The following is a 12978-nucleotide window of genomic DNA, read 5'->3' on the forward strand; positions in this document are numbered from 1 at the left end:
CGGGCACAGGAAGGAGACCGGCCGTGCCTTCGCGTGCCGTCGTCATCGGCGTGGACAGCTCCACCCAGTCGGCCAAGGCCGTCCTCGTCGACGCGGACACCGGCCGAACGCTCGCCGTCGGCCGCGCACCGCACGTGGTCTCCGGCCAGGCCGGGGCCCGCGAGAGCGACCCCGAGATGTGGTGGCGGGCCTTGCGCGACGCCGTCGCCGCAGGGCTGGCGGAGTCCGGTGTGCCCGCCTCCGCCGTGACGGGCATCGCGGTGTGCGGACAGCAGCACGGGCTGGTCGTCCTCGACCGGGCGGGGCGTCCGCTGCGTCCGGCGATGCTCTGGAACGACACCCGCTCCGCCCCGCAGGCCGCCGCCCTCACGGCGGCCCTGGGCGGTCCCGACGCCTGGGCGCTACGGACCGGCTCGGCCCCCGTGGCCTCGGTCACCGCCTCGAAATGGCGCTGGCTGCGGGAGAACGAGCCACGCACCGCCGACGCGACGGCCGCCGTACGCCTCCCCCATGACTTCCTCACCGAGCGCCTCACGGGCATCGCCGCCACCGACCCGGGAGACGCCTCGGGCACCGGCTGGTACTCCACCGCCACCGGCGCGTACGACTCCGGACTTCTCCAACTGATCGGCCTGGAAGCCGCGTTGCTGCCGGAGGTGGCCGGGACCGGAGCGACACGTATCGGCCCGCTGACCGCCGACGCGGCCGACGCCCTGGGCCTGCCCGCCGAGATCGCCGTGGCCGCGGGCACCGGGGACAACATGGGTGCCGCGGTGGGTCTCGGCCTCGGCGGCACCGGGCTGCTGGACCACCCGGTGCTCAGCCTCGGCACCTCGGGCACGGTCTTCGCCGCCTCCCGGTCGCGGCCGGTGTCGAAGGCGCTGTCGGGGTTCGCCGCGACGGACGGCACGTACCTCCCGCTGGCCTGCACCCTCAACTGCACGCTCGCCGTCGACAAGGTCGCGGTCCTGCTGGGCCTGGACCGTGAGGACGCGACGCCGGGCGGCGAGACGGTGCTGCTCCCCTATCTCGACGGCGAGCGCACCCCCGACCTGCCCACCGCCTCCGGACTGCTCACCGGGCTCCGGCACGACACCACCCCGGGCCAACTCCTCGGGGCCGCCTACGAGGGCGCGGTCGTCACCGCGCTGCGCGCCCTGGACGAACTCCTGCGGGCCTGCGGCCTCGACCCGGCCGCCCCCGAGGTGGCCGCCCGGCCGCTGCGCCTGATCGGCGGCGGCGCCCGGGGACGCACCTGGGTGGAGACGGTACGACGGCTCTCCGGGCGGCCGTTGATCGTTCCCGCCCCGGGCGAACCGGTGGCGCTGGGCGCGGCGGCGCTGGCCGCGGCTGCGGCGACGGACGAGGACCCGGTCGCGATCGCCACCGCCTGGGGCGCGGGCGACGGGGCCCGACTGCCCGCCGTCCGGCGGGACTCGGCCACCTGGGAGCGGGTGGAGTCGGTCCTGGAGCGGGCGGCACGCCCCCTCCTGGGCGGGTCCCTTCCCTCGTAGCCCCCGCCGGCATCGCGGACACGGCCGCGGGTGCCTGCCGACAGGCCACCCGTCACCCGTCACCCGTCACCCGTCACCGAGTGCGTGCGGCCCACCGGTTCACCGCAGGTCGCACGGCCACTGACCGTGTGTCACTCGTCCCCGAAAGCACGGAAGAAGGGAGCCTCCACCGCCTCCGTACCGGTTTGGGGAAGCGAAGCAATCTTCAATAGTATCCGGCGATGATCATAAGAAGAAGGCTCACGGTCGGGGTGGGCATCCTGCTCGCCACCCTGACCGCCGGGCTCGGTTCGGCCCTCCCCGCCGCGGCCGACGAGACCCCGACCAAGGCTCCCCCCAAGGTCGAGCTGGTACTCGACGTCAGCGGTTCGATGCGGACCCGGGACATCGACGGCCAGTCCCGCATGGCCGCGGCGAAGCAGGCGTTCAACGAGGTCCTGGACGCGGTGCCCGAGCAGGTCGAGCTGGGCATCCGGACGCTCGGCGCCAACTACCCGGGCGACGACCGGAAGGTCGGCTGCAAGGACACCAGGCAGCTCTACCCGGTCGGCCCGCTGGACCGCACCGAGGCGAAGACCGCGGTGGCCACACTGGCCCCCACGGGCTGGACCCCGATCGGCCCGGCCCTGCTGGGCGCCGCCGACGACCTCAAGGGCGGCGACACCACCCGGCGGATCGTACTGATCACGGACGGCGAGGACACCTGCGGTCCGCTGGACCCGTGCGAGGTGGCGCGCGACATCGCGGCACGCGGCATCCACCTGGTCATCGACACCCTGGGCCTGGTGCCGAACGCGAAGATCCGCGAGCAGCTGACCTGCATCGCCGAGGCCACCGGCGGCACCTACACCGCCGTCCAGCACACCGATGAACTGTCCGGCCGCGTCAAGCAGTTGGTGGACCGTGCGGCCGAACCCGTCGTCACCCCGGTGGCGACCGAGGGCGCGGACAGCTGCTCCGGGGCGCCCCGGCTCAAGGCGGGTCTGTACACCGACCGCGAGAAGATCGGCGAGCACCGCTGGTACCGGGTGGACGTCCTGCCCGGCCAGGAACTGCGCGCCTCGGTCAGTGTCTCGGCGGACCGTGCCGTGAACAACGACTACGGCGTGCTGCTGAGAGCGGTGACCGTGCACGGACGGGAGATCGTCCGGGGCTCGGAGTCGGGCACCGGCCGCACCGACGCGATCTCCTCCGGCCTGCGCTACCCGAAGCCGGAGCAGGACGACACGGACAGCGGCGACAAGCCCGCAGCGGAGACCGTGTGCCTCCAGGTCAGCAACTCCTTCTCGGTTCCGGCCTCGGTGAAGACCGAACCGGGCATGCCGGTCGAGCTGACCGTGGACCTGGTGGACGCCCCTGACGATGCGGCCGACGTCGCCGCGTTCGGTCTCGGCCACGGCTGGTGGCTGCTGGGCGTCCTGGTCCTCACCGGACTGGTCGCGGGACTGCTGACGGGCTGGCTCTCGCGCTGGCGCATCGCCATCTGGAGGACCAACTGATGAGGCGTACGACTCGTGCACTCGCGGGTGCGCTGCTGACCGGGCTCGCCCTGCTGACATCCGCGGGGGCCGCCACGGCCGACGACCCGTCGGCGGACCCGAGCCCGAGTTCCCCGGACGGCGCTCCCGGCCCCACGGAGGCCGGCACCACTTTCCGCACGGCGACGGCGATCCAGCAGGACCAGCGCGCCACCGCCGAGGCATCCACGGGTGACTACCTGTACTGGGTGTTCCCCGCCGACGCCGGACAGCGGGCCACGGTGAAGGCGAAGATCACCCTGCCGGAGAGTGCCGCCCGGCACGGCACGTCGACCTGGCAGGTGGACGTGTACGACGGGCTGCGGCGCCGCCAGGCGTGCATGTACGGCCGTCAGACCGGGAAGGCGGCGGCCGACGCGTCGTCGGTCGAACTGACCTGCGTGCTGCGGACCGTTCGCGCCTGGTCCGAGCCGTGGGCCAACGACCCGTTGCCGGGCAGCTATTACGTACGCCTCACGGTCGTCGACCTGCCCTCGGCGGACCTGGGTCTCCCGATCCGGGCCGAGGTCGAGGCCGGCTCGGTCGACCGGGGCGGCGCGGCGGACGTGGACGGCATGCTGGCCGAACCGCTGGTCCCCGGCGCGTCCTCCGTCGAGCAGGTGTCGGACTCCTCGGCCACCGACGGCGACGACGGACAGTCCCGCGTCTCGCTCGGCAGCGAGCCCGAGGACGGCTGGGCCTCCGGCTGGTGGACCAACCGCTGGCTGTGGACCGTCGGCGGCGGTGTCCTGGGAGCGCTCGCCGCCGTCTTCGGTTACTCCCTCACCCGCGGCGCCGGCCGCCCGTCCCGGGTCCCGCCGGGCGTCTGACACGGCGTCGCACCGGGGGAACCGAGCCGTGCCACCGGCCGGGCCCACGTCCGGGCCGACCGGACCGTACCCCCGGCATCACCCCGGGCCCGGGGCCCGCCGGGCGGGACCGAGAACCGCTCCCGCCCGGCGGCGCCCGCATCGGCGCCGCTTCCCATGCCCGGGCGCCGCTCACCCCGCCCACGGCACCCAGCTCACGGATCACGGATCACGGATCACGGCTCGGCATCGACAACTCCCTTTCCTTCCAAGGAAGATGACGAGAAGCGTGTCGTGCGGTAATCCTGACGTCATGCCGTCGCGCACCCGTCGAGGTGCGTCACACGGAGCGGAACGAGGGAGCGGAGACCTTCATGTCCACGGAGACCGGCCCGGCCGTCGGCACCGAACCACGGGGCCACACGATCGCACCCGGCCCGAAGGGGCTGCCGTTCCTCGGAAACCTGTCGCAGTTCAGCAAGGACCCGCTCGCCTTCTTCGAGCGGCTGCGCGGCCACGGATCCATGGTCGCCTGGCGGTTCGGCCCCAACCCCAGTCTGTACATCGCCGATCCGGCGTGCATCGGCGAACTGCTGACCGAGACGGAACGCTCCTTCGACCAGCCCGCGCTCGGCATCGCGTTCCGCACCGTGATGGGCAACGGAGTGGTGGTCGCCCGGGGCGCCGACTGGCGGCGCAAGCGCTCGCTGGTCCAGCCTTCCGTGCGCCCCAAGCAGGTGCGTGCGTACGCGGCGACGATGGCGGGCAGCACGGTGGAAGTGGCCGACGCCTGGTCCGACGGTCAACGCGTCGACATCAAGCGCGAGATGGCGGCGCTCACACAGCGGATCGCGGTCCGCACGATCTTCGGTGTCGACACCGCGGCCGACGCCGAAGCGATGGGCCGGGCGATGGACGTGGCCCAGCAGGAGATCGGCAGGGAGTTCGCCGGAATCGGCGCGCTGCTGCCCGACTGGGTGCCGACGCCGGGCCGGGCGAGGATCAGGAAGGCCGCCGCGGTCATCGACGCCGAGGTGGGCCGGGTCGTCGCCCGCCACCGCGACGGCGGGGGCGACCGTCCCGACCTGCTCAGCCGGCTGCTGACGGCGGTCGACGAGACCGGAGCGCACCTCACGGACCGGGAGGTGCGCGACGAGACGGTCACGCTCTACATCGGAGGGCACGAGACGACCAGTTCGACCCTGGTGTGGGCCTGGTACCTGCTGTCCCGCAATCCGCGGGCGCGTGCCGCGCTGGCCGAGGAGCTGGACCGGGTGCTCGACGGCCGGGAGCCGGAGTTCGACGACTACGCCCGACTGACGTACACCCGATCGGTCGTCAAGGAGACCCTGCGTCTCTACCCGACGATCTGGCTGGTCACGGGCGTCGCCAAGGCGGGGGCGAGGATCGGCGGCGTACCGATTCCGCAGGGCACCCGGGTGTGGACCAGCCAATGGGCCACCCACCGCGACGCGCGCTGGTTCCCCGAGCCTGAGGAGTTCCGACCCGAGCGCTGGGACCCGGAGAGCGGTGACGACATCGCGGAGTACGCCTGGTTCCCGTTCGGCGGAGGCCCGCGGGTCTGCCTGGGCACACGGTTCGCGATGGTCGAGGCGGTGCTGGTCCTGGCCGTGCTGGCACGCCGCTTCCACCTGGAGGTGGATCCCGGCGTCATCAACCCCGTGCCGTCGCTGACCCTGCAGCCGGACCGCGAGGTGATGGCCACGGTCCGCACGCGCTGAGAACCACCGGCCCGCCCCGGCACGGATCCGTCGAGGCCACTTGCCCCCGTTCTGTCGCGGACGCCGGGCGGCACCGGCCACACTGGCCCTGGCGACCGCGCAGGCCGCCGGACCCCCCGGCCGTATCCGCAGGCCACCGATCCCACGGGAGAAACACCATGCGTCTCCGCTCCGCCCTCGTTTCCGCCCTCGCCGTCGGTGCCGCCCTGGCGTCGACGGCCACTGCGGCACCGGCCACGGCCGCCACCGCACCGGGCAGCGTCACGAACCGGCAGGCCGTCTGCCCGGAGAAGGACCTCGAAGTGCGGGCCGACCCGGGCGGCCACCAGAACGCCGTCCGGCTCGACGTCGTCAACCGCGGCGAGCGGACCTGCGTGGTGGACCGGATCCCGACGGTCACGTTCAGGGGCCTGGACGGTTCCGCCCAGCCCGTTCCGCCCTCGCAGAGCGGTCCCTACACGCTCGCCCGGGGCGAGCGGGCGTACGCGGCGATGCGCACGGCGGACCCGAAGGCCGTGGAGGGGCACGTCGTCAGGAGCCTGTCCGTGGCGGCCGACCCCTCCCACCGGGGCGTCACGTTCTCCGCGCCCGTGGTGGGCATGCCCGACGGGATCCACGTGTGGGAGCCGGTGACCACGCTGTGGCAGCGGTCGCGCGCCGCGGCCGACCAGGCCCTGGCGGACGCGACGGACTGACGTACGGCGGCGGCCCCTCCCGCCCGGCGGACGGCGACGCACCGGCGTACGGGGGCGGACCGGCGTACGGGGGCGGCCCCGCACTCCTCCCGGCCCGTGCCGTCCTCCGCCTTCGGCCCGTTTCAGCCGTGCGGCAGGACCGGGAACGCCTCCATGTCGTTCTGCGTCATCACCGGCAGCTTGCGGATCTCGTGGTCCGGGACGGCCGCCCTCAGCCCGGGGAAGCGCGCGAACAGCGCGGGCAGCGCGATGCCCGCCTCCACCCGGGAGAGTGCCGCCCCCGGACAGATGTGGGGACCGTGTCCGAAGGCCATGTGACGGGTCGGGGTCGGCCGGGTGACGTCGAAGTCGTCGGCGTCCGGCCCGTGCTGCTCGATGTCGCGGCCGACGGCACGGTACGAGACGACCACGCCCTCGCCCTTCGCGATCACCATGTCGCCCACCGGGATGTCCTCGGTGGCGAACCGCATCAGGAGGTGGGTGGTCGGGGTGTCCCAGCGCAGCGTCTCCTCGATCACCGTCTCCCACGCGATCTCGCCGTCGAGGACCCTCCGGAGCTGGTCGGGGTGGGTGAGCAGCGCACGTACGGAGTTCAGGATCAGCCCGATGGTGGTCTCGTGCCCGGCGGCCACCATCGCCTTGAGGTTGCCGATCACCTCCTCCTCGGTGAGCCGCTCCCCTCCCTCGTCGGCGAGGATCAGCGCACTGGTGAGATCGTCGGTGGGACGGGCGGTCCGCTCCCGCACGAGGGCGGCGTAGAACTCGTCCAACTCGGCCAGCAGCGCCAGGCGTTCCTCGTGCGGTGTGAGCATGGAGAAGAACGCCTTGTACCGTCGCAGCAGCATGGGGTGCTCGGATTCGTCCACCCCCATCAGCATGCCGACCACCCGCATCGGCAACGGCTGCGCGTACACGGCCTTGAGGTCGACGACACCGTCCGCGCTCCGTTCGGCGTGCTCGGCCAGGGAGTCGAGCAGTTCCTCGGTGAACCGCTCGATCCACGGACGTATCTCCTCCAGCCGACGCGGCGTGAGCGCCTGGGAGGTCTTGGCACGCAGTCGTCGGTGTTCGGCCCCGTCCACGGTGAACATGGAGCGTCCGGCGTCGATCATGCCGATCAGCGGCCAGGCGCGGGTGACGGCTCCGCTGCGCCAGAGCCCCCAGGCGCCGATGTCCTTCACCAGGCGCGGGTCGACGAGCAGTTGACGTGCCAGGCCGTGCCGGGTGACGGTCCAGGCCGGCACACCGAGCAGCTCGATGCGGGCGAGCGGCCCGGCGGCGCGCAGCCGCGCCGTCTCGCCGTCGAGGTCCTGGACCAACGGGTCGATGACGACGGCCCCGTCGCTCGAAGCGGCTCCATGGGCGGCGGTGTACGGACAGCTCACGCGAGGTCTCCTGTCGGGCGTACGGCGGTGAACCGGACGGGCAGCGCGGTCATGCCACGCAGGAAGGCGGACCGCCGCCGGACGAGTTCCCGCTCCGGGACGGACAGCGCCAGATCGGGCAGGCGGTCGAGCAGCACCTCGATGCCGGTACGGGCGATGGTCTCCGCGATCTCCTGGGCGGGGAAGGGGCATCGGTATTCGCCGTGGCTGAACGCCAGATGCGCGCTGTTGCCACGCCGGCCCGACGGTCCGGCCGCGGTCGGGAGGTGCTGACGGATGTGCGGATCGGAGTTGGCGGCGCCCAGGCCGAGCAGCACCATGTCCCCGGCCCGGATGTTCCGGCCGCCCAGCCAGGTGTCGCGGGACGCCCAGCGGCCGGCGAGGATCTGTGTCGGGCACTCCTCCCACAGCACCTCGTTCATGGCCTCGGCGACGCTGTGCCGTCCGCCGGTGAGCACCACGGCGAACTGGTCGTCGGTGAGCATCAGCCGCAGCGAGTTGCCGATCCAGTCGGCGGTGGTGAGGTGCCCGGCGGCCGTGATGGCCATCAGGTCGAGCACGTACTCCTCGTCGGTGAAGTCACCCCCGTACGCCAGCATCCGGGACGTCACGTCGGGTCCGGGTGCGGCCCGCCGTGCCTCCAGCAGTCGCCGCATGTGCTCGCCGAACCGCAGATGGGCCTCCTGGGCGCCGGGGCCGCCGTCCGCGAGATCGCGCAGCACCTCGGCGATCCGCGGGCCGTCGGCGTCGGGGAAGCCGACCAGACGGGCGAGGACGAGCACGGGAAGCGGCACGGCGAACTCGCTGATCAGGTCCGCCGTCCCCCGGTGGCAGAAGCCGTCGATGATCCGGTCGGCCAGTTCCTCGCAGTCCGCGCGGAGCCGGAACTGCTCGACCTCCTCCAGGACGTGTCCGACCATGAGGGCGTGACGACGGTGCTCGGCCCCGGCCGTGAAGTACACCGACGGCATCGGCCGGCCGACCATGGGTAACAGCGGCCAGTCGTCCGGGACGCGCTCCCACTGGTTCCACAGCCCGACGTCCCTCGGGAACAACTCGCCGTCGCTGGTGACCTGGTGGAGTTCCCGGTACCCGATGACCAGCCAGGCGGGGAATCCCCCGGGCAGCTCCACGGGGACCACCGGTCCGTGTTCGTTCCGCATGGTGCGGTACAGGACCCGGGGATCGGTGTGGAAGTCGGGCCCGCCGAGCGGGACGGCCGGCGAAGCGGCGCGCGCCGGGCAGCCGCCTTTGGGGGGCGCCGCGGCCTCGGTCGGACGGTCGGGCACGGCGGATGCGGGCGTCGTCATCGTACGGACTCTCCTGTGACGAGGGCTGCGCTCGTTGCGGTGGTCGGCTGATCAACGCGGCTTCACTATAGGGAGATTCAGTGATCCTTTCGGCGTCGATCACGACTGTTGTCACTACATGAACAATCGCCGGAGACCGATATTGACTGATCGCTGACCGAAAAGGCACCAGGCGGTCCCGACCGGACGCGGACCGTCGGGCAGTCGTGCAGCGAACAGGGAACAGTGGCCCGTACGGGACGAGAGCCCCGCGGAAGGCCGTCGGGACTCGTCTACGATCGTCCGCGTGTGCGCAAACGTCATGGTCGCCGAGGACGACGAGAAGCAGGCGGAGCTCATACGCCGCTATCTCGAACACGAGGGGCACTCGGTCCGGGTCGTCGCGGACGGTCTCGCCGCCCTCGCCGAGGTCCGGCACCGGGAACCCGATCTGCTGCTGCTCGACGTGATGATGCCGCGGGCGGACGGCCTGGACGTGGTGCGCGTACTGCGCGCCGAGCACCGGGAAGTGCCGGTGCTGATGCTGACGGCCCGCAGCACCGAGGACGACCTCCTGCTGGGGCTGGACCTCGGCGCGGACGACTACATGACGAAGCCCTACAGCCCGCGCGAACTGATGGCGCGGGTGCGGACCCTGCTGCGGCGCAGCCGGCGCGGGGCGGCGGCCGTCGACACCGCCGCGGACCAGGTGCTGCGGGTGGGAGCGCTGACGGTCGATCCGGTCCGGCACGAGGTGTCGGTGCAGGGGCGGTCCGTGGAGTGCACCCGTGGCGAGTTCAGGATCCTCGCGGCCATGGCGGCCGAGCCGGAACGGGTCTTCTCCCGGCAGCGGCTCCTGGAGGAACTGCACGGCTTCGACCGGTACATCAGCTTCCGGACCGTCGATGTGCACATCATGAACCTGAGGAAGAAGATCGAGCCCGTACCGCGCAGGCCGGCCCGGCTGCTCACGGTCTTCGGGGTGGGCTACAAGCTGACCGACCCGGCGAGGAGCGCTTCCCGTGCGCCGTCGTCGTGACCCGGGGCGCGGCGCGCGCGTCCGTCGCCCGGAAACGGCCCGGGGTCCCGGCCGGCCGGACCGGCTGCCGCTCCGCAAGAGCCTGTTCGGCCGGCTGCTGGCCGTGTCGGCGCTGGTGGCGGCCTGTTCGGTGGCCGCGACCGCGTGGCTCGCCGTGCAGACCACGTCGGGCGCCATCAAGCAGGAGCAGGGGCGCAACCTCACCGCCGACGCCAGGATCTACAACTCCCTTCTCGGGTACGCGGCCACCCATCCCACCTGGGACGGCGTCGACGCCACCGTACGCGACCTGGCACGGCAGTCCGGCCGGCGGATCGCGCTCACGACGGAACAGCGCGGGCTCCTCGCAGACTCCGCCCCGGCGCCGTCCCGGACCGCGCTGCCGCCCCAGGCGTCGGCGGTCGTCGACCCGCTGTCCGTGGACACGGCCCTGTCCCAGCCGGTGGGCGAGGCGGGCAGCGCTGCCGACCGGGTCGACCCGCGCGCGGTCGGCCCGTTCCGGCTGCCCGCGTCCGAACGCACTGTTCTGCAGCGGGCCGCCGAGCGCAGCACGGCCTGCCTGAGCCGGCTCGGGGTCGCTGCGGACGTGGTCCGCGGACCCAGCGGACGTCCGCGCGTGGAGGTGGTCGGCAACGACTCGGAGGAGGCCCAAGGCACACGGTGCGCGTCCGAGGAACTGGACCGGCCGACCGCGACCGAGCGGAAGGCGCTGTCGGCGCTCAACCGGCTCGCCGACGCCTGCCTGAAACGGCAGGGCCGTGAAGGCGTGCGCCTCAACCTGGACCTGACGTGGGCGCAGCCGTCCCAACCGGCGCTGATCATCCTGAACCCTGACACGACGGCCGCCCCCGTGCCGGGCGTGCGTACCGGCGACGACGACCGCGCCACGGCCTCCTGTGTGGGCACGGCCCGTCGCGAGCAGCTCAGTTCCCATGTCGCCTCGCCCGCGATGCTGTTCATCGGCGACGAGAACGACGCGACCGTGCCCGGCTTCGACCTTTCGCCGGCGAACACGGCGAAGATCGCGGGCGCCGCCGCGCTCGTCCTGGCGCTCACCGTCGGCGCCACGATGCTCGCCGGGGCCCGGCTCGTGCGCCCGCTGCGGGCCCTCACCGGCGCCGCGCAGCGGATGCGCGAGGGGGAGGAGTCCGCGCCCGTGCGGGTCACCGACGACAGCGAGATCGGGCGGCTCGCCGCGGCGTTCAACGACATGTCCGCCCACCGTGCCCGCCTGGAGGAACAACGCAAGGACATGGTCAGCGACATCGCCCATGAACTGCGCACCCCGCTGAGCAACATCCGGGGCTGGCTGGAGGCGGCGCAGGACGGTCTGGCGGAGCCCGACCCGGCGTTCATCGCCTCGCTCCACACCGAGGCCGTGCAGTTGCAGCACATCATCGACGACCTCCAGGACCTGGCCGCCGCCGACGCGGGCGTGCTGCGGCTGCACCCCGAGCCGGTGCGCATCGAGGACGTGCTGGAACAGGTCGCCGTGGCCCATCAGGGCCGGGCCGAGACCGCCGGTGTCGTGCTGACGGTCCGCGGCACGGCCGCGGACGCCACCGTCCCAGCCCCCGTCCCCGTCCCCCTCCCCGGGATGACGGCCGATCCGGTCCGACTCCGGCAGGCCATCGGCAACCTGGTCTCCAACGCGGTGCGGCACACCCCGGCGGGAGGGCGGGTGACCCTGCACGCGTACATGTCCGAGTCCGTGGACCATGTGGTGGTGGGCGTCGCCGACACGGGCAGCGGCATCGCTGCTGTTGATCTGCCGCATGTCTTCGACCGTTTCTGGCGCGCCGAGAAGTCCCGCAACCGCCGCACCGGTGGCAGTGGGCTGGGCCTGGCGATCGTACGGAAGCTCGTCGAGGCGCACGGCGGATCGGTGGACGCGAGCAGCGTCGAGGGGCAGGGCTCCGTGTTCACGCTGCGCCTGCCGGCCGATCGCACGGGCGCGGACGCGAATACGTCGGGCACAGACGATCACGCGGACGGGAGCATGGACGCGGCCCCGGACGCCGGTACGGGGCCGGGGCGGGGGCCGGAGGGAAGGACGGACGGCAGGCGTCGGCCCGGCACGGTCGCAGGGGAACCCGGCGAGCGGGACGACGCGCGGCGGACCTGATGCGATGCGGAGCTGATGCGATGACCACACCGGTCTGACATCTTCCTCACAACTCCACGCCAGCCTGTCGTCATGCCCCGGTGTCGGGTGCGGACCCGCACCCGACACCGCCGGGGCCGATCCGGAATGGAGTCCACTGCATGCGCCATCGCTCGACCCTGCGTACCGCCGTCCTCGCCGCCGTCGCGGCCGGCGCGGTACTCGTCCCGTCCACCGCCGCCTTCGCCGACTCTCCGGCGCCCGTGGCCTCGACCACCAGGAAGGGCACGCCCGAGAACCCCGTCGTCATCAAGGACCGCTCCAAGCACGTCCGCAAGATCAACCTCGGGGAGTCCTCACCGAACCCCGTCGTCATCAAGGACCGCTCCGAGCCCGTCCGCAAGATCAACCTCGGGGAGTCCTCACCGGCGCCCCGCGGTACCGTGCCTCGGGGCGGGGTAGCCGCGGGCGAGCGGCCGGTCGCCGCCTCCGACCACAACACCACCGTCCTCGCCGGGTCGGCCGCGGCCGCCCTTCTGGTGGCGGGAGCGGGCACGTTCGTACTGCGCCGCCGCGCCGCCGCACAGCCGGGCCGCTGATCCACTGAGCGGACCGGCACACGGCGGTCCCGGACCGTCGGGGCAATAGGCACCCCGTCGGTCCGGTACGAACCGTCGAGGTGGTCGTCGCGTACGGCAGCCACCGCGCGGGGCGTACGACCGCGCACGACGACCGCCAAACGCTCTGGCGCCGCCCCGGTCCACGCATCCGGTGGCGGGGCCCCCCCCGGGGCCGGGGGGGGGCCCCCCCCCCCCCCCCCCCCCCCCACCCCCCCCCCCCCCCCCCACGAGGGGGGCCGCGGGGCGGGGCGGCCCGGCCAGCAG

At 73.1% G+C, this 12978-nt stretch carries 10 protein-coding genes; 8 read left to right on the forward strand and 2 right to left on the reverse strand.

The window, feature by feature from the left end; translation table 11 throughout:
* Positions 1-23 precede the first annotated feature (23 nt).
* From xylB to ACFYXM_RS03315, 5 genes are all read left to right on the forward strand, one after another.
* Entirely contained in the window at positions 24-1514 is a 1491-nt protein-coding gene (xylB, locus tag ACFYXM_RS03295) for a xylulokinase (RefSeq protein ID WP_389286364.1), read from the forward strand.
* A 221-nt stretch (positions 1515-1735) separates the two neighbouring features.
* A complete protein-coding gene (locus ACFYXM_RS03300) occupies positions 1736-3013 on the forward strand; it encodes a VWA domain-containing protein (RefSeq protein WP_389286366.1) in 1278 nt (425 codons plus the stop codon).
* A complete protein-coding gene (locus ACFYXM_RS03305; protein WP_389286368.1) occupies positions 3013-3861 on the forward strand; it encodes a hypothetical protein in 849 nt (282 codons plus the stop codon). Before ACFYXM_RS03300 ends, ACFYXM_RS03305 begins: the two co-directional genes overlap by 1 nt.
* 353 nt (positions 3862-4214) lie before the next feature.
* Entirely contained in the window at positions 4215-5582 is a 1368-nt protein-coding gene (locus tag ACFYXM_RS03310) for a cytochrome P450 (RefSeq protein ID WP_389286370.1), read from the forward strand.
* 158 nt (positions 5583-5740) lie between these two features.
* On the forward strand, positions 5741-6277 hold the full coding sequence (locus ACFYXM_RS03315; protein ID WP_389286371.1) for a DUF4232 domain-containing protein: 537 nt from the start codon (positions 5741-5743) through the stop codon (positions 6275-6277).
* A 122-nt stretch (positions 6278-6399) separates the two neighbouring features.
* Here ACFYXM_RS03315 and ACFYXM_RS03320 read toward each other — a convergent pair whose 3' ends face one another.
* Together ACFYXM_RS03320 and ACFYXM_RS03325 are read right to left on the reverse strand one after the other, a co-directional pair.
* A complete protein-coding gene (locus ACFYXM_RS03320; protein ID WP_389286372.1) occupies positions 6400-7662 on the reverse strand; it encodes a cytochrome P450 in 1263 nt (420 codons plus the stop codon).
* Complete coding sequence (locus ACFYXM_RS03325; protein WP_389286374.1) at positions 7659-8972, reverse strand: cytochrome P450; 1314 nt, start codon at positions 8970-8972, stop codon at positions 7659-7661. Before ACFYXM_RS03325 ends, ACFYXM_RS03320 begins: the two co-directional genes overlap by 4 nt.
* Positions 8973-9273: 301 nt before the next feature.
* Here ACFYXM_RS03325 and ACFYXM_RS03330 point away from each other — a divergent pair, with 301 nt between their 5' ends.
* The 3 genes from ACFYXM_RS03330 to ACFYXM_RS03340 all read left to right on the forward strand — a co-directional run bounded on the left by ACFYXM_RS03330 (position 9274) and on the right by ACFYXM_RS03340 (position 12693).
* Complete coding sequence (locus ACFYXM_RS03330) at positions 9274-9990, forward strand: response regulator transcription factor (RefSeq protein ID WP_389286569.1); 717 nt, start codon at positions 9274-9276, stop codon at positions 9988-9990.
* A complete protein-coding gene (locus ACFYXM_RS03335) occupies positions 9974-12115 on the forward strand; it encodes a sensor histidine kinase (RefSeq protein ID WP_389286375.1) in 2142 nt (713 codons plus the stop codon). Before ACFYXM_RS03330 ends, ACFYXM_RS03335 begins: the two co-directional genes overlap by 17 nt.
* A 140-nt stretch (positions 12116-12255) precedes the next feature.
* Positions 12256-12693, forward strand: a complete 438-nt coding sequence (locus ACFYXM_RS03340; protein ID WP_389286377.1) for a sortase-dependent protein — start codon at positions 12256-12258, stop codon at positions 12691-12693.
* Positions 12694-12978: the final 285 nt, after the last annotated feature.

Source organism: Streptomyces sp. NPDC002476 (assembly GCF_042889785.1).
Taxonomy (GTDB): Bacteria; Actinomycetota; Actinomycetes; order Streptomycetales; family Streptomycetaceae; genus Streptomyces.